Origin of the sequence: Sphingomonas natans (genome assembly GCF_030546695.1) — a bacterium.
In the GTDB taxonomy this organism is placed as follows: Bacteria; Pseudomonadota; Alphaproteobacteria; order Sphingomonadales; family Sphingomonadaceae; genus Sphingomonas_I; species Sphingomonas_I natans.
In genome coordinates this window covers 547,165-571,710 of the sequence record NZ_JAUOTP010000002.1, presented here as the reverse complement: position 1 = coordinate 571,710, position 24,546 = coordinate 547,165, and the positions used below count along the sequence as shown (strand labels likewise).

Genomic DNA, 24,546 nt, shown 5'->3' with positions numbered 1-24,546 from the left:
ACAGCTACAAGATGGCAGATTGGGAGCTTGGGAGGCTGTGCGGTGGTCTTAATGTAGCGTGGGCGCAGAGGCGGGCATGCGTGCGAGACGACCCCCAATTACGTTCCCACCCTCCCGTCATTAAGTATCTCAATGACTTAACCCTCCCATTATCCCTCCCATATGGGAAGTTAAGGGAGGTTTCCCTTGTTTGAACAGCATTCCAGCCATGCAGGGCGGATCTCTGCACGTACGTGGTTCACTGAGTTCTACAATATTCGCCTTTGTCGCCGGCTGGGTGGCCGAATAGCGTCCGCTGATCTGCTCGCCGCTTACATGGAATGGGCAGGCGCAAATGATCGCGGATCGATCGGGTACCGCGAGCTAAGCCGCTTCATGGGCGGCTTTGGCCATCGCCTGATGAAGTCGAGCCGCATGGAGTACATGGATGTAGCGTTCGGTAAGGCAGCCCGATCAGCACCGAGCCGGGCTGCGCTGAAGCGACAGCTCGATCAGATCATCGTCGGCGTACAACAGCTCCAACTCGCGCTCGGTGATGTCGAATCTGAGCCGCCGAACAGTTGATGAACAGTTCCAGCCAACCATTCGTCATTTAAGGTAATTAGCCCGGCTGATGGATAATTCGAGACGATTGTCAAGGCGTAGATTGAACGCAAACAAGGGCGCAAACTGTTCGTCTGTTCGTCAACTGGTCATCGCCTAACTCGTTGATTTCACAGCGTTGAAGAACAGTCTGAACAGTCGACACAGTTTTGCGAAGACTGTCCCATATGTGTGTGCAGGCATGTGCGATGATGTGTGTACTATTCATCTATTCATCAAAGAGAGAAAGGGAATGGCCTTCCCTGGGTATTGCAGCTGGCCGGCAGCAGCGCAGGTGCCAACGCCCGAGACGTCGAGCGGCGGGGTGGGGGCAAAAGTCGAGGAGGTCTGCCGGCCCAACACCCGCATGGTTCGCATCCGCAGATTTTTTTCCCTCGCATCGTGTTTTCCGATGCGCCCTCGCCCTCAATCCTCAGGTCCGCCAGCTCAGGGCGCGCTCAGGCGCGGCTGGGCCGGCCAAACTCAGATCTGATCTCCGACAATGCTCATCGGGCTTCTCCGGCTGTCCTGGCGGCGCTCGCAAACCAACTTCGCCCCGCGACGAGCTGCCGCTTCGGACGATCAATTATTTCCCGAACAAAAAGGATTGACCAACGATGACTACCACCGACCACACGCCCGAGCAGGCCGCCATCGCGCAAGCGATCGCCTGCCGTATCCGCTTGGCCCTGCAGACTGAGCTTGATGCTCAGCCCCGGCATATCGTTTTGGGCGCGGCCGCTGCGACGTTCGTTGCGATGTTTGCTCACTACGGGCAAAGTTCGACCGTCGCCGGCCTGTTGCGAGCAGAAGCCGACCGGCTCGACCGTCAGCACGCTCTCGACACTGCGGCGGCGCATCTCACTCGATGACACCCTCTTCCTTTCTTCTTCTGGGGGTGCTACTGACGTCACGGTCAACGCGTGTGATGCGCGACGACACCTCCGCCTACCGCGTGAGATGCGCGCCCGGCGACGGCTTACCAAACGCCCTTTGTGGCGAGCTGTCGGACTGAGCGCATGGAAACCAACGCCCCCACTGTATCGATCACCGGCCTCGATGACGCTGGCATCCTCACGGGCATTGCCGCCTTTGACGATGGCGAGCTTGACCGCAACGGCCGCCGTTATGTCGCGGGAGCGTTCGGCAAGTCCCTCGCTGCCCACAAGCAGGCGGGCACGATGCCGGCGATGCTCCTCCATCACGATTTCAGGCGGCCGGTCGGCTCCTGGCTCGATATCAAACCCGAAGGCAGTGGCTTGAAGGTGCGCGGGCAGATCGTCCGGGACACGGCCGATGGCGCGGAAGCCTATTCGCTGGTGAAGGCGAGCGCGATCCGCTTCCTTTCGACCGGTGCTTTGCACGAGAAAACCGAACCGGCCGCCGCGCACAAGCCCGGCGAGATGCGCGGCACAGTGATCACTGAAGCCGATCTGCTGGAAATCAGTCTGGTCTCCGTTCCGGGCAATCGCAACACGCCGATCCTCCGCGTCAGCAGCATGAGCGGCGCGCGCGATATCGAAGAGATCCTGCACAGCGCTGGCCTCTCCAGCCGCAAGGCGAAAGCCGCCGCCGCTGCCGCATGGCGTGCGATCCAATCCAAGCCCGACGCTGATGATGACGCGGTGCGGTCCATCCTCACCGCCGCGAAGAATTCCCTTTCCCGTTTCCACAGGAGCACGAAATGAGCGAGATTGAAGATCTGTTGCGAGGCCATGTCGAGAGCATCGACCAGGCGCTTTCCGGCTTTGAGGGCCAAATCTCGACGTTGCAGGACGCGGTAACCGCGCTCAGCTCGCAGAGCCGAGGTTCGGTCGCCCGATCGGGCCTTGCCGGGCTCCCGTCTGACACTGCCGTTGTCGATCAGTCCATGATTGGGCGGCGGCTCAGCATTTCCGAGGCTGATCGCACGCAGGTCGCCGCTATTCTGCGCGGTAATACCTCCGCCATGCGCGAAATGAGCGATCCCGATGGCGGCTTCCTCGTGCCGGAGGTGTTGCGTGCCGAGATCGAGTCGCTCGTTCTCCGGCAGTCCCCGATCCGTCGCGTTGCACGGGTGGTCAATTTCACAAGCGGCAGCACGGTAATTCCGGTCAATCGTCGTGGAGCGACGGCCGGGTGGGTCGGCGAGTTGGAGGAGCGTGCCGATACCGATGGCCCGCAGCTGGCCGCCGTCACCCCGCCGGGCGGGACGGTCTATGCTCTGCCCAGCGCGAGCGAAGAGCTTGTTGATGACGCGATCATCAACATGGAAGCCTTCATCCAAGAGAACGTCGTCGATGCGATCGCCGAGAAGGAGACCCAAGCCTTCATTTTCGGCGACGGCAAGCGCAAGCCGTCAGGCTTTCTAGCTCCGGATCTCCCGCCGGCGCTGGACCCGGATGCTTCTCGCCGTGCTGGCGTGATCCAGTATATTCCCAGCGATACCCCTGCCGACCAAATGCCGGGGGGCGCCAACGCAGGTTACGGCGGGCTTAGCGGTTATCTGATCCTTCAATTGCTTGTGCGGATGATCTTCGCGGTGAAGGCCGGCTATCGTCAGGCTCCAGGCGTCGCATGGCTCGCGTCGTCGGATTTCCTCTCGTCTCTCGCCAAGCTGAAAGACGGCGACGGTAAACCAATCTGGGTTCCGTCGTTTCGTGAAGATGTCCCCGGCATGCTTCTTGGGTACCCGGTAATTGAATGCGAACATATGCAGCCAACGACGGCGGCTGGTAACTTCCCTCTTGCCTTCGGCAACTGGCAGCGTGGGTACGTGATCGGCGATCGAACGCAGCTGAATATTCTTCGCGATCCTTACACCACGAAGGGGATCATCAAGTGGTATTTCCGCAAGCGAGTGCATGGCTCGATTTTGAATAGCGAGGCCATCAAGGTGATGAAGATCACCGTCGCCGCTTAACGGATCGGATAGTGCCGGCAGGAGCGTTGCGCGCTCCGGCAGGTGCGACCGCCCCTTTCATTGAGGCTGACGCGGCGCGGCCAATAGCGAAAAGCTCGATGCCTGGGGCGGGCCGGCGGTGCCGGTAAGCAAGAGGTTCAATCGAGCGGCGCCGCACAGTTTTGGAGGCCAAGATGGACGACGGATCGCCGACGCTTGAAGTCGGCTTCGCCATTAACATGGGCGATAGCTTCAGCGGCCTGAGGACGCTTGACGATCTGATCGGCACAACGGCTGCCAGTGCGGTGCGCGAGGCCGACAAGATCACCAAGGCGACCGCCGGAATGGTGAACGTCGGCCCCGCCACCGCTGAATTTGCGACCTTCGGAATGTCGGTGTCGCGAGAAACCGCTAAAATCGAGAAGGCCGGTGAAAGTTTAGTCGCCCAGCTCGAACGGCAAACCGCGTCGTTTGGAAAGACGCGGGATGAAATGCGCACGATGAAGGTGGAGACGCAGGCCACCGCTGCCGAAACCGCTGGGTTGACCGAGCTGGCCGGCCGTCTCCGCGATCAGGAATTCACCCTCGCCGCGGCCAAGCGCGCCGCGGCGGAAGCGTCTCGCATGGAAACGGTGGCGGTCCGGGATGCTGCTATCGCTCATCAAATGTTCGAGACGAAGGTAAGCCAAGGAGTGGCGGCCATGCGCGCGGAGGAAGCTGCCGCTCAGAACGACGCTGTAGCTCTACAGCGCCTTCGCGCCATGCTTGATCCCGCCTCCGCCGCTCAAGAGCGCTTGAACCAAGAGATCACAGAGGCGCGTCGCGTGATGCTGGCGGCCGGCCTCGGCGCGGAGGAGATGGCGCGGGCCGAAGCGCTGATCACTCAGCGCGGCGTACAGGTCATCGCCAGTGCCGGTGCGCAGCGCGCCGGTTTCTCACAGCTGTCCATGAACCTCGGCGATGTGGCGGCCAGCTATGGCTCCGGGGCGAAGGCCAGCACCATATTTGCCCAGCAAGGCGGGCAGGTCGTGCAGGCGCTCAGCCTTATAGCCGGGGAAAGTAAGGGCCTGATCGGTGTCCTAGCTGGGCCCTGGGGCATTGCGATGGTGGCAGCGGCGTCGCTGGCGATGTCACTGGCAAACAGCGAGGACAAGGCCACCGAGGCGGAGAAAAGGCACAAGAAGGAGGCCCTGAGCCTAGCCGATGCACTCGGCGAGCTAAACACAGCCGCCGGCGCCGATATCCAGACGGAAGCGTCTCGCGTTCAAATGGCGGCGCGCAGCGTCATGGCGTTGACGCAGCAGGAGATAGCGACCCGTCGGCTGACAAAAGCGCGGCTTGAAAGCGCGGTCGCTGACTACGAGGCGACCAAGACTCGCATGGTAATCGGCGGCGATCGAGGCGACATCGCCGCGCTCGGCCTCCCGATGCAGCTCGCGCAGATCGGCGGACTTCAGGACAAGCTGGCAGCTTCGAGCAAGGCGCTCTTGTCGGCCGAAGATGGATTGCGTGCCGCGTCCGCCTATATGGCCCGTGAGGAGGTGGCAGCGTCGCTCGACAAGGGCAAGGCGGCCACGATCGCTCACACGGCCGCGCTCCGAAGCCTCACGCACGAATACGTCGAGGGGAATCAGACCCTCGCCGAGTACAAGGCCCATGTTCGCGAAGCGGACGTTGCCCTCAAGACCATTCAGGATTCCGACAAAACGGCCGCCGCCGCGACCCGCGAGCACAACAAGGAATTGCGCGAGGCGACCAAGCTGCAACGCGAACAGGCGGCTGCAACGAGGGCAGCCGGGGCGCTTCTCGATGCCGCATCGTTCATGCGCGGACAGGATCACATGGAGACGGCGAAGATGCTTGCCGCCTTCGACGCGCCCGTGAAGATAACCGGCTTAGGCCAAGATCTGAAGGGGCTGGCGGACGAGGCGAAAGCTCACGACCGTCTGCTGGAGATTATCCGCGCCGAACAAGATGCGCTCGCGAGCCTCGCCGACCAAGCGAGCCGTGCGGCCAATATCATGTCGGACGCCTTCGGAATGGTTGGCGGGGCGATCGGCGACACCATCGGGATCCTTGCCCAATATGGCGAGCGGGCGCACGCAATCGAAAATCAAGCCAGCACAGACGCGATGAAGCGACATGATATGCTGACCCTCCAACTCGAAACGACGGCTGGGCTCGCGAGCGCCACGCGCAGCATGTTCGATGAAGGAACGAAGGGAGCTGCTGCCGCCGAGGTGGCGGAACGTGCCCTGGCGGCGGCTCAGCTCGTTCGAACCGCCAGATCGGTTGCGGCCGGTGCAGCCCATATGTTCGACACGCTCGGGCCGGCAGGCTTTGCTGCGGTCGCCGCGATGCTGACCGTGATGGCTTCTCTCGGCTTCAGCGGTGGGCATGGCAGTTCGACCGCGCCAAAATCGAACCTTGGCGCGGGTACGGTCCTAGGCGACTCATCGGCGCAGTCCGCATCAATCAAGCATTCGCTGGATCTGCTTCATCAGGTGGATTCGATAACCGCGAATTACTCGCGCGAGATGGCGGCGTCGCTAAAGAGCATTGATTCTCAGATCGGTGGGCTCGCAACCGTTCTAGTCCGGTCGGGCAATCTTAACGCCTCGGCCGACGTCGACGTTGGCGTTCATGCCACGGCTCTTTCGAGCGTGGTCAAAGCGGTAGTGCCGGTTATCGGCGGCCTGCTTGGCGGCGTGATCGATAAGCTCTTTGGTAGCAAGACCACCATTGTCGGCAGTGGGATCTATGCGGGCGCGCAGTCGATCGAAGAAATTCTCGGTTCTGGTTTCGATGCTCAGACTTATTCTGATATTGAGAAAAAGAAGAAGATCCTCGGCGTCACGACGAGCACTAAGTACTCTACCGCATATGGCGGCGCGATCGATGACGATATATCCGCGCAATTTGCGCTTATCCTGAAGAGCTTCGACGATTCGATCGTCGCTGCGGCTGGCCCCCTCGGGGCTGCTACTGCTGACATTGCGAGCAAGGTGGACGGCTTCGTTCTGAACCTTGGCCGGGTCGACCTTCAGGGGCTTACCGGCTCGGAGATAGAGGACAAACTGTCCGCGATTTTCGGTGCGGCGGCGGATGGCATGGCGGAGGCCGCCTTCCCCGGATTGGGCCGTTTTCAGAAAGTCGGCGAGGGAGCCTATGAAACGCTGGTACGCGTCGCATCGACCGTAGAGACGGTCTCGAACACGCTCGACCTCTTGGGAAGTAGCGCACGAGCACTCGGCCTCGACGCAAAGATGGGGCTGGCAGATCAGTTCGATAGCCTTAGTTCGCTCACCGGGGCGGCCGATGCCTATTTCAAAACCTTCTACACCGATCAGGAACGGGCTGCGGCGACGGCCGCGCAGCTGGGCAAGACGTTTGCCGCACTTGACGTTGCGATGCCTGACACCCTCGCGGGCTTCCGTAAATTGGTGGAAGCCCAGGATCTCACGACCGAGGCTGGGCGGGCTACCTATGCCACCTTGTTGCAAATGGCTCCCGCATTCGCCGATTTGAAGACGTCGCTGGAAGGAGCTAAATCGGCGGCAGACATCCTTTCCGAGCAGCAGGATCTGCAATCGAAGCTGCTGCAACTGACGGGGGATACCGCCGCGATCCGGGCGGCGGAGCTGGCAAAGCTCGATCCTTCAAACCGTGCCCTGCAAGAGCAGATCTACGCGATCAGCGACGCCCAGGACGCGGCCAAGGCGGCAGAACAGCTGAAGGATGCATGGACATCTGTCGGCGATGGCATTCGTGATGAAATCGACCGCATCCGGGGTATCGAGGCCGCCACCTCCGGGGGCAGCTTCGCCGCCATCCTTGGCCAGTTCAACGCGGCGACCTCGCTGGCGCGTGGCGGTGATCAGGCGGCAGCTGGCACGCTCACCGGCCTCTCTCGCTCGCTCCTCGATGCGGCGGCCGATGCGGCAACCAGCCGGCAGGAGCTGGATCGCATCCAAGCGCAGACTGCCGCCAGTCTCGAGGACACATACAGCCTCATCAGCCATATTGGCGGATCTGGCGTAACCTCGACCGATGACATGTTTGCCGCGCTCGCGACGTCGCAGAGCGCGTCGGCGCCGGCGTCGACGAGCGACGAATTGATAGCGGAGGTGAAGGCGCTCCGCGCGGAAGTCGCGAGGATGCGCGAGAGCAACGACAACGCGAATGCGACGATCGCTAGCAACACCGGCGGCATCAACAGGAAGCTGGAGAACGTCACCAGTGCCAGCGGCGGTCAGGCGATCACCGTGGCCGGTGTGGCAGCATAGGAGACACCATGCGACTGAACGACGAACAGGCCGCCTTGGCCGGTGGACTTCGACAAGCGGCGCTCGATAATGCGCCCGACGCGGCAACGGCCGTGCATGCCCTGCTCTACGCAGCTGCGGCGTTAGCTTTTCGCGTGTACGGAGAGGCGCCGAGCGCCATGATAGGAACAGCTGCGAAGACCCTCGCGATGCTTCCGCAGGGCACGACACCACTGGTTAGCCGAACAGCTCGAACAGTTGGGAGGATAAGCCCGAATGCTCGGAAGGGTGGCGCTCGGCCGCCGCAGGGTTCGGAGCGGTCGTCCTAGAAGGTCCATGTCCCATGGACGCAACGATGCGCCGGCTGGGCTTGAAGCCTGCCGGTCGATCGTGCAATCTATTCGATGGGTGTGACAGCCCGGACCGAGATAGGCGGCCGTCCCGTTGGCGCGGAACGATCGCTGAACACTGAGAGCGTGGATTGGCGTCCATTGCTCACCGACTTTCTATGTCGGGAGCGGGGCGCCATGCAATAGCCTTCGGGTAAAAACGCTCCACCGGTCTCTCGGCCGGCTGTCACTCTCCCGGCGCCAAGGTCCGTCACCTGGCTGGCTGTGACAGGCCATATCGAGAGACGAAAATATGAACATGACTCACCATTTCGAAGGGCGCGAGCAGGGCGATGGGAGCGATGCGGCCAGCGCTTGGAACGCTAAATTTGAGTTCGACGGCCATGTTGCCGAGGCAGACGGCGCCGCTGAAAATGCGCAGTCGCAGTTTGCGGCAGCTAGCTACGTTCTTGATACTTTTGAAAAGTACCTGATCGGTCGCGGCGGGGAGCTGAAGACGCTCACCCAATCTGCAGAATGGCACCTCGTGGCATCGTTGCTACGGTGTGGTCTTGATCAATGCGACGTGGTCCGTCAGAAAATCGACCTGATACGGGAGACTGATTTTCAGCCGATCGTCCGCCGGTGAGCTACACCCGCCGGTGCGATCGGCGGGGAAAGGTCCTATGGACCTTTACGCTAAGGTCTTTTGGTCCTATGGGACTGCTATGGACGCGCCAACCTATACTCGCCGCGAGGTCTCTTCATCCGTCGGTGTCGAGGATGACGTTCTGAGCTTTTGGCTTAAGCGCCGCTTGTTGGTCCCGATCTCAGGCGGCGACGGGCGAGGGAACCATCGCAAATTCGACGCCCTCCAAGGTCGAATCGCCGCTATTCTTAAGGCGATGCGAGACGTCGGAACAAACATTTCCGTAATGACGAGATTGGCTGATAAGATCCAGTCAACGGCCGAGTTCGGAAGATCAATACCTGTAGCCGTGGATCACGTCAGGCGCCTTTCACTATCCCGAGGTAGCGGGCAGTTTGAAGACAGCGAGTTGTGCTTCGCAATGCGACGTGGAGAGCTGACGGAATGCGAAGCCACGCGATATTTCAGCTTAATTTTAGCCTTAAGCAGCCGGGATGCAGACAAGTTAGACCTTTGGTCGGATTTGTGTTCTTGTGTATCACCTAAGGATGAAGGGCAATGGTTTTGGTTTTTGGACCAATCCGAGCCGGATACGACTGATTTAGTTCGTGGATATGAGCCGCCAGCTTCGCTTCGGCATCAGCCTGTAACTGTGGCAATAAATCTAGCGGTTATTTTTAGTCCTTTTCCGGTGATTACGTGACCCGGCGTTCGTCGTTTAATCAGGCGGACGCCACGCGCATGCTTAAGGCCGCAGTCGCTGCAGGTTTGAAGCCCTGCGCGTGTGTGGTTGAAGCGTCGTCGGGCGACATTCGCGTGATATTCGGAGAAGCGCAGGCTTCATTGCCAGGCAACCCGTTGGACCGGATCCTGCCAAGGTGAAGGCGAAGCGGCGGTACCCAGGCGTTAGCCACTTCTTTGATCGCCACGGCAAGATCCACTGGCGTTGGAGGAAATCGGGTCACGCGACCTACTACTTCAAGAATCCACCTGACACACCCGGTTTCCGGGAGGAGCTGGGAGCTTGCGAGGCTGGTCGGCAGATTCGGGCAGGGGCTGGGCGCTGTGTTCCGCGATCCGTGGGCGACCTCGTGGCGCGCTATTACGGAAGCGGGAATTTCAATCGCGGTGGAGCCGACGACCAGCGCCGGCGCCGCCTGCTGATCGAAAGCTTCCGCGTCGAGTTCGCGAATGACCTAGTCGCCAATTTCGGATGGCAGCATATCGAGGCGATTCTCGCTAAGCGTTCGCAAAAAACCGAAAAAGGCGGCCGCACGGTCGGCGGGCCCTTTGCCGCCCAGAGTTTGAGAAAACAGCTACGGCGCCTCTTTGCCTATGCCAAACGCCTAGAGTGGATCTCATCCAATCCGGTCGAGGAGGCCGAGCACACTGCGGCCCCGAAGACGGCCGGGTTCTATTCGTGGACTGAGGCTGATATCGCGCAATATCAAGCTCGGCATGGCCTAGGCACTCGCGCCAGGCTGGCGCTCGAAATCATGCTTTGGACGGGGCAGCGTCGCGGTGACACCCGCCTCTTTGGCCCGCAACACCTGAAAGAGGGTCTGATCAATTTCCGGCCTGGAAAGACCGGTCGTGAGATGTGGGTGCCTGCCGCGCCGCAGCTGACCGAAGCGATCGCCGCTATGCAGCGCGTCGGATTCAAAACGTTCCTCGTCACTGAGGCGGGCAATCCTTTCAGCAGGGCCGGCTTTGGCAACAAGATGCGCGAATGGTGCGACGAGGCTGGTTTGCCCCAATGCACGGCGCATGGGCTGCGGAAGGCGATGGCACGACGTTTGGCCGAAGAAGGAGAATCCCAGCAGGCGATCAAAGCCGCTGGCGATTGGAAGGGCGATGCTGAAGTGACGACGTACACTGCCGGCGCCGATCAAAAAAGGCTGGCGACAGGTGCTTTGACGCGCCTTTCAAATAGCTTTTTGGCTAACCGTGGTGGCGAGTTAGCCAAAACGAAGCCGCAGCCACCTGAAAAGAAAGGATAATCAGATGGGATTGGTGACCCCTACGGGATTCGAACCCGTATTTCAGCCGTGAAAGGGCCGCGTCCTAACCCTTAGACGAAGGGGCCGTCCGGGTGGGCGGCGCTTAGGCAAGCGCGCGCGGAAGGTCAATCCGCCCAGGCCGCATCGTCGAGATGAAGCTCGGCTTTGTCGCCGCCCGACCAGTCGTCGCGGCGCGCGCGGCCCGCCAGCCACAGGCGGCGGTGCGGGCCCGCGCCGAGCAGGGCCAGGCCGAGCGGCGAGTCCGCCTGGCGGAAGGCGATCGTCTTGATCGAGCCGCCATCGTCGCCGGCGACGATCGCGCGGACATGGCCGTTGCCGACGATGTCGGCCTTGATGATCCGGACCGGGCCGGTGGTGATGCGCGGCGCCGGCCAGCCCGCGCCATAAGGCCCGCCCGCCTCCAGCGCATCGACGAGCGAGCCCGCCACGCCACGTGCGCTGACGACCGCATCGTACAGGAGTGCGCGATCGTCGCGCGCGCGGGCGACGTCGGCACCGAGGCGTTCGTCGAGGAAATCGGCGAGCGAGTCGATCGCCGCCGCCTCGACGGTGAGGCCCGCCGCCATCGCATGGCCGCCGCCGGCGACGAGCAGCCCGCTTTCCTTGGCGGCGAGGATCGCGGCGCCGAGATCGACGCCGGAGATCGAGCGGCCCGATCCTTTGCCGGTCGCGCCGTCGAGCGCGATGACGATCGCGGGGCGGCCAAGCTTTTCCTTGAGCCGGCCGGCGACGATGCCGATCACGCCCGGATGCCAGCCGTCGCCCGAGACGACCGCGACGGCGCGATTGGCCTGGGTCGCGGCGACGAGTTCGGCGGCTTCGGTCACCATTTGCTCGATCGCGCGGCGCTCGCCATTGAGGCGATCCAGTTCGGCGGCGATTTCGGCGGCTTCATCTGCGTCGTCGGTGACGAGCAGGCGGACGCCGAGGTCCGATTTGCCGACGCGCCCGCCGGCATTGATGCGGGGCCCAAGCGCGAAGCCGAGATCGGTGCAGGTCGGCGACTTGGTGAGGCCGGCGGCCTTGGCGAGCGCGACGAGCCCGATATTGCGCCCTTGGCGCATGACCTTCAGGCCTTGCGAGACGAAGGCGCGGTTGAGGCCGCGCAGGGCGGCAACGTCGGCGACGGTGCCCAAGGCGACGAGATCGAGCAGTTCGATCAGCGCGGGCTCGGGGCGCGTCGCGAACCAGCCGCGCGCGCGCAAAGTGCGCAGCAAGGCGGCGCCGAGCAGGAAGGCGACGCCGACCGCGGCGAGATGGCCGTGCGCCGCGCCTTCGCCTTCGTCGAGGCGGTTGGGATTGACCATCGCCAGCGCGCGGGGAAGCTCGGCGGTGCATTTGTGATGATCGACGACGATCACCTCGACGCCGACCGCATGCGCCTGCGCGAGCGCCTCGAACGCCTGCGCGCCGCAATCGACGGTGACGATCAGTTGCGCGCCGCCCGCCGCGATCGCCGCGAGTGCGTCGCCGCTCGGGCCATAGCCTTCGAGCAGGCGATCGGGGATGTAGGAGCCAGGCGAGAGGCCGAGCCCGCGCAGCAGGCGGATCAGCAGCGCCGCCGAGGTCGCGCCGTCGACGTCATAATCGCCGAAAATCGTGACCGGGTGCCCCTCGACCACCGCAAGGGCGAGGCGCTCGGCGGCGACGTCCATGTCGCGGAAGATCGAAGGGTCGGGCATGAAGCCGCGGATCGTCGGCTCGCGATGCGCAGCGAGGCCGTCGCGCGCGACGCCGCGCGACATCAGCAACTGATCAATCAGATCGTCCGGCGTGCTGTCGGCTTCGCCGGCCAGGCCGCGCCAGCGCCAGGGCTGGCCGAGGATGGATCGGGTAACGGAAAATGCGGCCATGGGGGCTTGTAGCCCGGGAGCAGCCTCAGCGGAATCCCCGATCCTCTCCGGGACGGGGAGGTGGCATCGCGCAGCGATGACGGAGGGGGCTATCCGTCCAGCGCAGCCGCGCGTGGAAAGCCCCCTCCACCATCCTGCGGATGGTCCCCCTCCCCGTGCCGGGGAGGAATTTGCTTAGGCGAAGAAGCCAGCCAGGAAGTAGGCGGCCGAGGCGATCAGCGCGGCGGCGGGCAGCGTCAGGAACCAGGCGACGACGATGCTGGAGGCGACGCTCCAGCGCACCGCCGAGACGCGCTTGGCAGCGCCGACGCCGACGATCGCGCCCGTGATCGTGTGCGTGGTGGAGACCGGGATGCCGCCGAAGTTCGCCAGGAACAAGGTGATCGCGCCGCCGGTCTCGGCGCAGAAGCCCTGCGCCGGGGTCAGGCGGGTGATCTTCGAGCCCATCGTATGGACGATCTTCCAGCCGCCGAAGAGCGTGCCGAGGCCCATCGCGCCCTGGCAGGAGAGCACAACCCAGAGCGGGATGTGGAATTCACCCTGATAGATGCCCTGCGAGAACAGCAGGACGGTGATGATGCCCATCGTCTTCTGCGCGTCATTGCCGCCATGGCCGAGCGAATAAGCGGCGGCCGAGACCAATTGCAGGCGGCGGAAGACGCGATCCGAGCCCGCCGGCGTGAAGCGGCGGAACAGCCAGGAGATGACGAGCACCATGAACAAAGCGAGCAGCAGCCCGATCAGCGGCGACAGGAAGATCGCCGCCACGGTCTTGAGCACGCCCGACCAGACGATCGCGGCGACGCCGGCCTTGCTGACGCCCGCACCGATCAGCCCGCCGACGAGCGCATGGCTGGAGGAGGACGGGAGCCCCAGCGCCCAGGTGATCAGATTCCAGCTGATCGCCCCCATCAGCGCGCCGAAGATCACACGCGCATCGACGATGTCGGGCGAGATCGTGCCCTTGCCGATCGTGTAGGCGACCGCGTGGCTGAAGACCAAGAAAGCGACGAAGTTGAAGAAGGCCGCCCACAGCACCGCCACTTGCGGGCTCAGCACGCGGGTGGAGACGACGGTGGCGATCGAGTTGGCCGCGTCGTGCAGGCCGTTTAGGAAATCGAACAGCAGCGCGAGGCCGATCAGACCGATCAGCAGCGGCATGGCGAGGATGGTCATGTCTGCCGCCTGCTCAGGCGTGATCGATCACGAGACCCTGGATCTCGTTGGCGACATCCTCGAACCGGTCGACGATCTTTTCCAGATGCGAATAGATTTCGCGGCCGACGATGAACTCCTTCATCTCCGGGCCGCTGCTCCGCTGGTACAGGGCCTTGAGGCCGGCATCGTGGATGTCGTCGGCGACGCCCTCGATCTCGACGAGACGGGCGGTCAGCTCCAGGATGCGCGTGCTGTTCTTGGCGATCGAGCGGAGCAGAGGCACGACCTCGGCGGTGAGCCGCGCAGCCTCGACGACGATGCCGCTCATGTCGCGCATCGCGGGCTCGAACTCGCTCAGATCGTAGAGCGTGATCGCTTTGCCCGTCTTGTTCATCTGGTCGATCGAATCGTCCATCACCGCGATCAGCCCGGAAATGGCGGTGCGATCGAAGGGCGTGATCAGGATGCGGCGCACGTCCTGCAGAACGTCGCGCGTGATCGCGTCGGCATCATGCTCGCGATCCTGGATCTCGCGGACGAGTGCGGGAATGTCGCCGCCGCCCTGGAACAGCCGGGCGAGCGCATCGGCGCCCGCCACCAAAGTCTTTGCGTGATCCTCGAACTGATCGAAGAATCGCCCCTGCTTGGGCATCAACGCCTGGAACCAGCGCAACATTGCGAATTTTTCCCCGCTCGTATTCCGGGCCCATGACAATATGCGCGCCGTCCGTCCAGCGCGCCTTATAGGCGCGCGGAACCCGCCGATAAGACGTTTAAGTTCCGGTTCTGTGACAGCGTCCTGCGCACCGGCCAAATCGAACCAGCGCGTCTCGCGTTCGTCGCGCTCGGGCCAGTCGGCCATCTGCTTGGTCACCGCGACCGGATAGAGCGCGACCGTGGCCAGCCGCGTCGATCCGTCGCGCTTGCGCTTGTCATAGTGAAAATGGCCGAGAACCGCGGGACAGGTGATGCCGAGCACGCCGGCTTCCTCGAACGCCTCCTGCGCGGCCGCCTCGTGCGCGGAGAGGCCGCGGATCGGATTGCCCTTGGGAACCACCCACCGCCGCGTGTCGCGCGAGGTCACCAGCAGGACGCTAAGAGACCCCGATTCCTCGACGCGATAGGGCAGTGCGGCGACCTGGCGGATGGCGATCTCCTCTTGGGTCTCACCCTATCGCATCGCGGGTCCGGTGTGAAAGCCCAAGCCGTTCATTCGGCGAGCATTTCCAGTAGGCGTGTCATGAATGCCGCGCCCCGCTCGAGTTGCGCGATCTCGACATATTCATCGGGCTGGTGCGCCTGCTCGATCGAGCCCGGCCCGCAGATGACGGTGGCGAACCCCGCGCCCTGGAATTGCCCGGCCTCGGCGGCATAGGAGACGACGCGCGCCGGGCCGTTGTCGCCCGCGAGCCGCCGGGCGATGCGCTCGGCCGGGCTGTCGGCGACGGGGGCGAAGGACGGGGTCGCGGAGCGACGGACGGCGGCGATCCCGGTTTCGGGAAAGCGCGCTTTCATCTCGGCGTCGAGCCGCGCTGCCGCCTCTAGGAAGGGAGCGACGATCGCGTCGGGATCCTCCCCGGGCGGGCAGCGCAGATCGAAGACGAAGCGGCATTCGCGCGCGAGGATGTTGACCGCGGTGCCGCCGTGCATCTCGCCGATCGTGAGCGTCGCATGCGGGGGGTGGAAGAGCGAGGCCGGATCGGCCGCGTGGGGCAGCCCGTCGGCGATGTCCGAAAGCAGCCCCATCAGCCGGATCGCGACCATGTTCGCCGAAAGGCCGAGATGGGTCAGGCTGGAATGCGCCTCGTGGCCAGTAACGGTGACGGTCCAGGTCGAGATGCTCTTGTGGCCGCTCACCACCTCCATGTTGGTCGGCTCGCCGACGATGACTGCGGCGGGCGCGGGCAGCGTCTCGGCGATGCGGGCGATCATGGAGGGCGCGCCGAGGCAGCCAATCTCCTCGTCATAGGAGAAAGCGAGGTGAATCGGCCGGGACAGCGGGGCGCCGGTGCCGGCGGCCTTCGCCGCGGCGAGGGCGAGCGCGAGGAAGCCCTTCATGTCGCAGGTGCCGCGCCCGTAGAGCCGGCCGTCGCGCTCGGTCGGCACGAACGGATCGCTCGACCAGGGCTGGCCATCGACGGGGACGACGTCGGTGTGACCGGACAGGACGATGCCGCCGGGCAGCATCGGGCCGATCGTCGCGTAGAAATTGGCCTTGCCGCCGTCGGCATTGGCGACGCGCATGCCGGTCACGCCGATCGTGGCGAGTTCGGCCTCGACATGCTCGATCAGCGCCAGATTGGAGAGGCGCGAGGTGGTGTCGAAGGCGATGAGCCGGTCGAGCTGGCTCCGCGCTTCGGCGAACAGGGCGTCAGGCTGGCGAGGATCGGTCATCCCGCAGAGGATAGGCTCGCGCCCGCCGGGACGCAAAAGCGGTGATCGCCGCCGTCGCCCGAAACGACGTTGCTCCCGGCCGCAGGCGGGCTATGCCATCGGGATGAGCGAAACGGACGAAGCGCGCGCCTGGAGGGGACGCCGGTCGGTGACCGCCCCGATCGAGATCGGTGGCGTCGGCGTGCCTGAGCGCGGCGATGCGCCCGTAGCAAGCGAGGAGCCGCCCGCGGATCTCCCCGTGCCGCGCCCGCGACCCCCTCTGCCGCCCCGACGGGGTCCGCGCTATATTCCCCGGCGCGAGCCGCTGCCGCCTTTGGCGCCCCGGCCGACGGGTCCGGACCCGAACTCGCCGGACGAGATGGATGGCTTGCCCGGCCAGGAAGGAACCAGCGCGGGCTGACCGCGAGAATCTTTGGGCGACCAAAGCAGAAGCTTCTCGACCGGAAGGGCGCAGCGCCTATCTTGCCCTCACGGTCCGCCCGCCGTGACTCCCTGGTGCGTGCGGCCCGGTTCGGCGAGATCCCCGATCGCCGACGATGTGGGCCCGGCTCGTTCCCCCGAGCCGGGCCTTTTTCCTACAGCGCCGAAATATTCGCGACATGCGGCCGTGACGTTCGCGGCCCACCTCCGGACAAACGGAGGCACGGACGATGGCGACGGCATATAAGATCGAGGCGCAGATCTGCGCCGATGGCTATCATCGGCCCAAGCGGGTTCCCGTCCGCAACATCACGAGCGCGACGATCCAGACGACGTGCCGCGATTGCGGCTGCCTGCTGGTGCGCACGCAGGCGACGCGGCGCTGGTTCTATTCGGGGCCGCTCGCCTGAGTTTCTCATGTTGCCGGATTGTGTCGATCGGGAAACGTCCGCGATCGACACAATCCGCCGGTTCCTATTCCGCAGACCAGTGAATATCGATCGCCTGCTCGGCCTCGGCCAGCACGCGGCCGATCGGCAGCTTCGAGCCGGCACCGTCCTCGATCGCGCGCTCCAGCACGTCGCGCTTCTTGGCGCCGGTCAGCGCGATCATCAGCGCACGCGATGAAAGGATCGCCGCGCGCGTCATCGTCACGCGCGGGAACGGCGCATCCTTGGGCAGCGGATCAGGCATCACGCCGATTGCACGGCGCGCCTTGGGCGCATCCAGCGCGGACTCGAAATCGGGACCGGGGAAGATCGAGGCGGTGTGTCCGTCCTCGCCCATGCCGAGCAGCACGAGATCGGGCGGCCAGGGCAGATCCTGTAGGCGCGCATCGGCGGCGGCGCCGGCCTGCTTGTAATCCTTGTTGTCGGCGCCGAGCGGCACGACGCGCGCACCTCTGGGCAGGAAGATCTTGGCCAGCATGCCGACGTTCGAGGCGGGATCGTCGACCTTCACCAGTCGATCGTCGACGGGAATGATCGTGACCTTCTTCCAGTCGAGCTTCTGAGTCGCAAGCTTCTGGTAAGCGGCGATCGGCGTCTTGCCGCCCGAGAGCGCGAGCAGGCAATCCTTGCGCGCGTCGAGGGCGCTCTCGATGATGAAGCCGATGTCGCCGGCGACGGCATCGACCCATTCGTCGTGCGACTCATAGTCCCACCATTCAGCCTCAATCATGCCAGCTCACTCCATCTCGTTCGGTTAGGGCGATCGCCGCGGCCGGGCCCCATGTGCCTGCGGCATAAGGCTTCGGCGCCATGCCGTTGACGGCCCAGCCCTCGCGAATCGCGTCGATCCATTGCCATTGCGCCTCCACCTCGTCGCGGCGGACGAAGAGCGTCGGCAGTCCCTCGATCAGATCGATCCACAGCCGCTCATAGGCGATGCGCTTGCGGACGTCTGCGAAGGCGTTGAGGCTGCGGATGTCGAGCGGCACCTCGCGCAGGCGGATGCCGCCGCGATCGAGGCCGGGCTGCTTCGCCATCATCGTCAGGCTGATATTCTCGTCCGGCTGAATCGAGATGATGAGCCGGTTGGGCTGGAGCGCCGCGCTGCGGCCCGCGAAAATCGAATGCGGCACCGCGCGGAACTGGATGACGATCTCGGATTTCCGGGTCGGCAGGCGCTTGCCGGTGCGCAGGTAGAAGGGCACGCCGTGCCAGCGCCAATTATCGACATGCGCCTTGATCGCGACGAACGTCTCGGTCTCGGATGGGGCGCCCAGCTCGTCGGCATAGCCGGGCACGGGCTTCCCGCCGACCGCGCCCTCGACATATTGGCCGACGACCGTCTCTTTCGCCACGAGCGAGGCGTCGATCGGGCGGAGCGAGCGCAGAACCTTCACCTTCTCGTCGCGCACCGCATTGGCGGCGAATTCGGTGGGGGCCTCCATCGCCACGAGCGCGAGCAGCTGGAGCATGTGGTTCTGCACCATGTCGCGCAGGCTGCCCATGCCGTCGAAATAGCCGGTGCGGCCTTCGAGGCCGACCGTCTCGGAGACGGTGATCTGGACGTGATCGATGCCCTGTGCGTTCCATAACGGCTCGAACAGGACATTGCCGAAGCGCAGCGCGATCAGATTCTGGACGGTCTCCTTGCCCAGATAATGATCGATCCGGAAGGTGCGGTCCTCGGGGAAGACGCGCGCGACGGCGTCGTTGATCTCCTGGCTCGACGCCAGATCCTGGCCGAGCGGCTTTTCCAGCGCGAGCCGCGTCTCGGGACCGGCGAGGCCGGCCAGTTCGAGACCGGCGATCGTCTGCTCGAACAGGCTGGGCGCGGTCGAGAGGAAGATGGCGATGCCGCCGCTCGCGCGATCGCGGATCGCATCGCCCAGCGCGCCGAAGCTCTGCGGATCGGAGGCGTCCGCCGCGACATAGGAAAGGCGCCCGACGAAGCGATCGAGGATCGCGCGATCGAGCCCGCGCTCGGCGATGATCGGCTCCAGCGCGGCGCGCGCGGTCTCGCGCAGGCCCTCGTCGCCGATCGGCTGACGCGCGGTGCCGAAGATGCGCAGGCCTTCGGGCAGCAGCCCGTCGGCATCGAGATTGAACAGAGACGGCAGCAGCATCCGGCGCGAAAGATCGCCCGTGACGCCGAACAGCAAAAGGGTGTTGGCCGGCGTTCCCATTCAGGCTCCTAACGTTGCTGCGCGCGATCCGTTCGCCCTGAGCTTGTCGAAGGGCTGTCTTTCTCCCTTACTCGGAAGAAGGACGGTGCTTCGACAGGCTCAGCACGAACGGGAGACGAGATACTACTTTTTCGGGGCGTACAGCGCGTCCAAGCTGCTCGGCCCCTTCGTCGTCCGTTCCAGATGCGGGTAACGCAGCCCGCCATTCCACGTCACGTCGACCGTGCGATAGCCGTCGCCCTGCTTGATCAGCAGCGGGATCGGCGTGGTCTTGCCCTTGGCGGCGGTGATCGCCTCCTTCAGATCGTCGTCCGAATAGGCCTGGCTGGCGATGGCGAGGATCTTGGTGCCGATCGTGATGCCCGCGTTGAACGCCGGACCGTCCCAAACGACGTTCGTGACCGCGCCTTCCTTGCCCACGGACAGCCCGAGCGAATAGGTGAAGCTCGCCGTTTTGCTCTTCTCCGCGGCCGATGTCTGGTAGACGCCCGGCTTGTCGGTGAAGACCAGCTTGTAGCCGCCGCGCGTGATGCCCTCGAGCGGCGCATGCGGGCGGACGTCGAAGACGCGCTCCTTCAGGAAGGTCGCCCAGTCATAAGGCTGGACCGCGTTGAGCGTCTTCACGATCTCGTCGAAATCGTAGGTCTGCTCGCCCCAGTCGCCGTCCTTCACGCCGAAGAAGGCGCGCGCGAAGTCGTCGAGCGATTTGCGCCCCTTCGATCGCTCGCGGATGATGCTGTCCGCCTCCAGCCAGATCAGCTGGCCTTCCTCGTAATAATCCTCGAACCGCGAATAATTGCGATAGGCCATCGGCCGGCGCGGATTGATGATCTCGTCGTTGACCGTGTCGATCAGCGGCCGCCAGGCGCGGCCGGGCAGATATTCGTAGGTGGCGGCGGTGACGGCGAGCGCGTCGAGCGCCTCCTCCTGGCTCATCAGGCCCGATCGGGCGGACAGCACCTTGCCCCAGAACTGGGTCTGGCCCTCGTACATCCACAAATAGGTGTTGCGCATCGGCGTGCGGAAATCGGGGGTCCACAGGTCCGCGCCGCGCCGGAACTTGCCGTCCCAGCTATGGGTATATTCGTGCGCGAGCAGATCTCGGCCGGCCGGATTGTCCTTCCACTTGGTGAAGTAATCCGGATCGTGCCCGTTCTCGGACGAGCGATGATGTTCGAGCCCGATGTCGCCGAGCCGATCGGTCAGCGCGAGCAGGAAATCATAATGGTCGTAATGCTGCGCGCCGTAGAGCTTGGTCGCCTGATCGACGAGCGCGCGGTGGATCTTCAGCTCGTCCGGCGTGATCGCGAGGCTGCCCGGCTTGTCGGCGAAGACGTTGAGCGTGACGCGCGGCGACAAGGTCTCGGTGCGCGCATATTTGCCGGCGAAGACGGGCGAATCGACGAGCGTGTCGAACGCGACCGGGGCATAATCGATCAGCCCGCCCTTGGCGGTGGAGGGGCCGGACGGGCGCAATGCCGTCGCCGAGGTCCAGCCCTCCGGATAGACGGCGCTCGGCTTGAAGGTGATGCCGCGCGTGTAAAAACCGGCCGGATAGAGCGCGACCGAGTCCCACTGCAGATTGAGCATTTCGGGCGTCATCACGACGCGGCCCTGATTCTCGGCGGTGGGCGAGAGATATTGGAACGCGGCCGTGATGGCGGTGGTCCCGGCGGGCACGTCGAGATGGAAGGCGAAGACGTCGACAAGATCGCGCGTCCAGGGGATCGTCTTGCCGTCGGCGGTGATGACGAGCCCGCCGAGCTTGTCGATCGTCCCCTGCGGCGCATGATCGCCGGGGAGCCATTTGGGGAAGAGCAAGGTCAGCGGGCCGGAGGCCACCGGGATCGTCTCGGTCACGCGGAACACGCCGTGGACGACGTCGGTCGCATCGACCTTCAGCGTGATCGTCCCCGGATACGCGACGTCGCGCGGCGGCGCGATCGTGTCGATGATCGGGACGGGCTGCGGCTTGGATGTGCCGGTAGCGGCGGGATCGACCTGCGCCGCGACGATGGCGGGGCAGAGAGCGGCGCCGGCGAGGGCGGCGAGGCGCAGAGCGCGAAGCGGAGGGATCATGGAGCGCCTGTTGCTCCGGTGACGCGCGGCTGTCCAGCCTTCGCGAACCGGCGCCTAGCTCGATCCGCCGAGGACGTTGATCGTGAAGGCGATCACCCCGAGATTGAAGACGAACGCGGCGAGACAGTGCGCGGTCACGGTCTTGCGGAACGTGCCGTTGTTGATCTCGACGTCGGAGGTCTGGAAGGTCATGCCGAGGCAGAAGGCGAAATAGACGAAGTCCCAATAATCAGGCTCGTCCGTATCGGGGAAGCTGACCCCGCCGCTGTCCTTGCCGCGCTCCTTCGCATTCTCGGTGTAGAAGAGGTGCGCATAATGGAGCGCGTAGACGGTGTTGCTGAACACCCAGGCGATGGCGAGCGTGGCGATGACGCACGCGACCTCGATCGGCTTGGGCGTGCCCTTCTGGTTAAGCTCGGCCGCGACCGCGACGAGCACCGCGATCGAGACGATGCCGGTGACCACAAGCAGCCCGAAGCGATTGGCGTCGTTGCGCTTGGAGAGCTGGCGCATGTCGTCGGCTTCCTTGCCGAGCAAAGGCGTGCAGCTGGCGAGGAAAATCAGAGCCGCGACATCGAATGCGGCCATCCCGCCGAGCCGCCAGCCCGCGAGCGACACGCCGATCGGCACCCCGATCGCGACGAGCGCGATGAAAAGGAGGAAGCGCGGCGGCGCGATGCGGTTGCCGAGGCGGAGCGTGCGCGTGTCTGATGTGGCCATGCGCGCTCAACGTGGAAGGTTACGGCGGCGTTCCAAATCTTTCGTCAGGCTTGGGCGCTTCCGGGAAGGAAGGGCGAGGCAATAACCGTTTCGAACCGGATTGCCGCCGTCTTTAGCCCGGGGGATTTGCCGAGGAGCCGGCGCTCTGCTTGTCTGCGCGAGATTGACCGGCGGAGGGGCGCAATGGTCCGAAACTGCCTTCTTGCCGTCCTGACGCTCGCGTCATGGGCCAATCCGTCGATCGCGCGATCGGCATCGGCGGTGCCTCGATCCCTGTCGTCGAGCCTCGCCTTCACCGGCTTCGTCGTGGACGAGGCGCATCTGCTCAGCGCGAACGAACGCGCGCTGCTGACGAACGAACTCGATCGATTCCAGCAGCGAACCGCGCACCAGCTCGCGGTCGTCACGGTCTCGCGACTGGATGGGGAGGATATCGCCATCTTCACCCGCCGGCTGGCGAACCGCTGGGGTGTTGGACGCAGGGGCGCGAATGACGGTGTCTTGCTGCTCGTCGCCCCGCACGAGCGCAAGGTCCGCATCGAGGTCGGCCGCGGGCTGGAGCGGCGCCTGACCAATCGCTATTGCCAGACGGTTCTCGCTACCAAGGTCATCCCCGCGTTCAGGCAGGGACGGCTCGGCGCGGGCATCCGGGCGGGCGTGGCGGCGATTATCGGCAAATTATCGGCGGATGCGCGGTGATCAGGACGTCGGCATGCGCCCGTCCGCTCTCGCCCCATTTGCCGCCGTTACCTCCCCTCCCTGAAAGGGAGGGGATTGAGGGGTGGGTTGCTGTCCGGCCGGGCGCATCGCTGAATAGCGACCCACCCCCAACCCAGCATCAGGTCGGTCATGCTCCCAGCATGACCTGAACAGCGCGGGGGCGCTGTTCACCTGATGCTCTTAGAGGGAGGGGAGCCAAATGACCGCCTTTACCAGAAGCCGCCGCTCGTCGCTCAGCCCGCCAGCGCGCTCGCGATCAGTTTGCGACTGTTCTCCAGCCCGTAGAGCGCGATGAAGCTGCCCATGCGGGGGCCTTGGGATGAGCCCAGCAACGTCTCGTAGAGCGCCTTGAACCAGTCGCGCAGCGCCTCCTTGCCGTAATGCGCCTTGCCGACTTCGTAGACCTCGTTTTGGAAGGCCTCGGCATCGCCGTCTTGCATCGCGGCCAGGCGCGCGTCGAGATCGGCGAGCGCGGCCTTTTCCTTGTCGTTGGGCGCGCGGCGGGCGAGGCCGGCGACGACGACGTCGCGGTGATAGGCGATCGCGTGGCCGATCAGCGCGGCGAGCGACGGTGCGGTCTCGGGCGTTACGCCCGGCGCGTAGCGGCTAAGATAGGCCCAGACCTGATCGGGCGTCGCCTCGGCGCCGAGCACGCCGACGAGATTGAGCAGCAGCCCGAAGCTGACGGGGGGTGCTGCGAGCGGCGGCGCGCCGTCATGGATGTGGTGGACGGGGTTGCTCAGGCGCTGGTCGATCGTCTGGCCGGCATAATCGGTCGCCGACTTCCAATAATCGTCGATCGCGCGCGGGATCACGCCCATGTGGAGCTGCTTGGCGCGCTTCGGCTCGCGATAGGCGAAGTAGGACAGGCTTTCCTGCGGGCCGTAGCTCAGCCATTGTTCGAGGCTCAGGCCATTGCCCTTGGACTTCGAGATCTTCTCGCCATTTTCGTCGAGGAACATCTCGTAATTGAAGCCCCCGGGCGGGCGGGCGCCGAGGACGCGCGCGATCTTCGACGATTGCTGGACGCTGTCGATCAGATCCTTGCCCGCCATCTCGTAATCGACGCCCAGCGCGACCCAGCGCATCGCCCAATCGACCTTCCACTGAAGCTTCGCGCCGCCGGCGAGGATCGATTGCTCGATCGTCTCGCCTTCATCGTCGAACCGGACGAGGCCGGCCTCGGCATCGACGACGGTGACGGGTACCTGGAGGACGATCCCGCTCCTGGGGCTGATCGGGAGCACAGGCGAATAGGTTGCCTGGCGTTCCTTGCGGAGCGTCGGCAGCATCACGCCCATGATCGCGTCATAGTGGCGTAATATGCCCTTGAGCGCCTCGTCGAACGCGCCCGCGCGATAGCGCTCGGTCGAGGAGACGAACTCGTAATCGAAGCCGAAGCGATCAAGGAAATCGCGGAGCATCGCATTGTTATGATGCGCGAAGCTTTCGTGCGTGCCGAACGGATCGGGGATCGCGGTCAGCGGCTTGCCGAGATAGGCCGCCAGCATCTCCTTGTTGGGGACATTGTCGGGCACCTTGCGCAGCCCATCCATGTCGTCCGAGAAGGCGATAAGGCGGGTCGGCACGTCGGACAGCGCCTGATAGGCCCGGCGGACCATCGTCGTGCGCAGCACTTCGTTAAACGTGCCGATATGCGGCAGGCCCGAGGGGCCGTAGCCCGTCTCGAACACGATCTCGCTTTTGGCGGGGCCTTCGCGGTAGCGGGCGAGCAGCTTGCGCGCCTCTTCATACGGCCAGGCCTTGGAGACGAGCGCGGCTTCGCGGAGGGCGGGATCGGGGGTGGGCATGGAGCGAGCCTGTAGCGGCAGGGCGCCCGGGC

Annotated in this window: 20 protein-coding genes and 1 tRNA gene; 11 read left to right on the top strand and 10 right to left on the bottom strand. The window is 64.5% G+C overall.

The window, feature by feature from the left end:
* The first annotated feature begins 186 nt into the window (after positions 1 to 186).
* The 8 genes from Q4F19_RS06570 to Q4F19_RS06535 all read left to right on the top strand — a co-directional run bounded on the left by Q4F19_RS06570 (position 187) and on the right by Q4F19_RS06535 (position 10,706).
* Entirely contained in the window at positions 187 to 564 is a 378-nt protein-coding gene (locus Q4F19_RS06570) for a hypothetical protein (RefSeq protein WP_303540873.1), read from the top strand.
* 635 nt (positions 565 to 1,199) lie between these two features.
* Positions 1,200 to 1,454 carry a hypothetical protein gene (locus Q4F19_RS06565; RefSeq protein ID WP_303540872.1) on the top strand — a complete coding sequence of 85 codons (255 nt, stop codon included), beginning with the start codon at positions 1,200 to 1,202 and terminating at the stop codon, positions 1,452 to 1,454.
* A 147-nt stretch (positions 1,455 to 1,601) separates the two neighbouring features.
* Entirely contained in the window at positions 1,602 to 2,270 is a 669-nt protein-coding gene (locus Q4F19_RS06560; protein ID WP_303540870.1) for an HK97 family phage prohead protease, read from the top strand.
* Positions 2,267 to 3,484, top strand: a complete 1,218-nt coding sequence (locus Q4F19_RS06555) for a phage major capsid protein (protein WP_303540869.1) — start codon at positions 2,267 to 2,269, stop codon at positions 3,482 to 3,484. The genes Q4F19_RS06560 and Q4F19_RS06555 overlap by 4 nt, the downstream gene beginning before the upstream one ends.
* A 173-nt stretch (positions 3,485 to 3,657) precedes the next feature.
* Positions 3,658 to 7,749 (top strand): hypothetical protein, encoded by a 4,092-nt coding sequence (locus Q4F19_RS06550; RefSeq protein ID WP_303540867.1) that lies wholly within the window; start codon positions 3,658 to 3,660, stop codon positions 7,747 to 7,749.
* A gap of 621 nt (positions 7,750 to 8,370) precedes the next feature.
* Positions 8,371 to 8,706 carry a hypothetical protein gene (locus tag Q4F19_RS06545; protein ID WP_303540865.1) on the top strand — a complete coding sequence of 112 codons (336 nt, stop codon included), beginning with the start codon at positions 8,371 to 8,373 and terminating at the stop codon, positions 8,704 to 8,706.
* A 79-nt stretch (positions 8,707 to 8,785) separates the two neighbouring features.
* Complete coding sequence (locus Q4F19_RS06540) at positions 8,786 to 9,409, top strand: MerR family transcriptional regulator (RefSeq protein ID WP_303540863.1); 624 nt, start codon at positions 8,786 to 8,788, stop codon at positions 9,407 to 9,409.
* Between the two features lie 376 nt (positions 9,410 to 9,785).
* Positions 9,786 to 10,706 (top strand): tyrosine-type recombinase/integrase, encoded by a 921-nt coding sequence (locus Q4F19_RS06535; protein WP_303540861.1) that lies wholly within the window; start codon positions 9,786 to 9,788, stop codon positions 10,704 to 10,706.
* A gap of 11 nt (positions 10,707 to 10,717) precedes the next feature.
* Here Q4F19_RS06535 and Q4F19_RS06530 read toward each other — a convergent pair.
* The 5 genes from Q4F19_RS06530 to argE form a co-directional block, all read right to left on the bottom strand.
* Positions 10,718 to 10,792, bottom strand: a tRNA-Glu gene (locus Q4F19_RS06530).
* 39 nt (positions 10,793 to 10,831) lie between these two features.
* Positions 10,832 to 12,580, bottom strand: coding sequence for a single-stranded-DNA-specific exonuclease RecJ (gene recJ / locus Q4F19_RS06525; protein WP_303540859.1), 1,749 nt, complete (start codon positions 12,578 to 12,580; stop codon positions 10,832 to 10,834).
* Between the two features lie 174 nt (positions 12,581 to 12,754).
* On the bottom strand, positions 12,755 to 13,756 hold the full coding sequence (locus Q4F19_RS06520; RefSeq protein WP_303540857.1) for an inorganic phosphate transporter: 1,002 nt from the start codon (positions 13,754 to 13,756) through the stop codon (positions 12,755 to 12,757).
* A 13-nt stretch (positions 13,757 to 13,769) separates the two neighbouring features.
* Complete coding sequence (locus Q4F19_RS06515) at positions 13,770 to 14,885, bottom strand: DUF47 family protein (RefSeq protein ID WP_303541039.1); 1,116 nt, start codon at positions 14,883 to 14,885, stop codon at positions 13,770 to 13,772.
* A gap of 62 nt (positions 14,886 to 14,947) precedes the next feature.
* The gene (argE, locus tag Q4F19_RS06510; protein WP_303540855.1) at positions 14,948 to 16,132 is read right to left on the bottom strand and encodes an acetylornithine deacetylase; all 1,185 of its coding nucleotides are present in this window, start codon (positions 16,130 to 16,132) and stop codon (positions 14,948 to 14,950) included.
* A gap of 103 nt (positions 16,133 to 16,235) precedes the next feature.
* Between argE and Q4F19_RS06505 the strand changes: the two genes are divergently transcribed.
* Positions 16,236 to 16,532, top strand: coding sequence for a hypothetical protein (locus Q4F19_RS06505; RefSeq protein WP_303540853.1), 297 nt, complete (start codon positions 16,236 to 16,238; stop codon positions 16,530 to 16,532).
* A 250-nt stretch (positions 16,533 to 16,782) separates the two neighbouring features.
* Entirely contained in the window at positions 16,783 to 16,962 is a 180-nt protein-coding gene (locus tag Q4F19_RS06500) for a hypothetical protein (RefSeq protein WP_303540851.1), read from the top strand.
* A gap of 64 nt (positions 16,963 to 17,026) precedes the next feature.
* Here Q4F19_RS06500 and pgl read toward each other — a convergent pair whose 3' ends face one another.
* From pgl to Q4F19_RS06480, 4 genes are all read right to left on the bottom strand, one after another.
* Positions 17,027 to 17,731 (bottom strand): 6-phosphogluconolactonase, encoded by a 705-nt coding sequence (pgl, locus tag Q4F19_RS06495; RefSeq protein WP_303540849.1) that lies wholly within the window; start codon positions 17,729 to 17,731, stop codon positions 17,027 to 17,029.
* Positions 17,724 to 19,184: a glucose-6-phosphate dehydrogenase gene (gene zwf / locus Q4F19_RS06490; protein WP_303540847.1), complete on the bottom strand. Its 1,461-nt coding sequence runs from the start codon at positions 19,182 to 19,184 to the stop codon at positions 17,724 to 17,726. Before zwf ends, pgl begins: the two co-directional genes overlap by 8 nt.
* 123 nt (positions 19,185 to 19,307) lie before the next feature.
* Complete coding sequence (locus Q4F19_RS06485; protein WP_303540845.1) at positions 19,308 to 21,263, bottom strand: M61 family metallopeptidase; 1,956 nt, start codon at positions 21,261 to 21,263, stop codon at positions 19,308 to 19,310.
* Positions 21,264 to 21,317: 54 nt separating this feature from the next.
* A complete protein-coding gene (locus tag Q4F19_RS06480) occupies positions 21,318 to 21,983 on the bottom strand; it encodes a DUF1345 domain-containing protein (RefSeq protein ID WP_303540843.1) in 666 nt (221 codons plus the stop codon).
* A gap of 183 nt (positions 21,984 to 22,166) precedes the next feature.
* On the opposite strand from Q4F19_RS06480, the gene Q4F19_RS06475 reads away from it, so the two are divergent.
* Positions 22,167 to 22,682 (top strand): TPM domain-containing protein, encoded by a 516-nt coding sequence (locus tag Q4F19_RS06475; RefSeq protein WP_303540841.1) that lies wholly within the window; start codon positions 22,167 to 22,169, stop codon positions 22,680 to 22,682.
* A 254-nt stretch (positions 22,683 to 22,936) separates the two neighbouring features.
* On the opposite strand, the gene Q4F19_RS06470 is transcribed toward Q4F19_RS06475, so the two are convergent.
* Positions 22,937 to 24,514, bottom strand: coding sequence for a lysine--tRNA ligase (locus tag Q4F19_RS06470; RefSeq protein WP_303540840.1), 1,578 nt, complete (start codon positions 24,512 to 24,514; stop codon positions 22,937 to 22,939).
* Between the last annotated feature and the right edge of the window lie 32 nt (positions 24,515 to 24,546).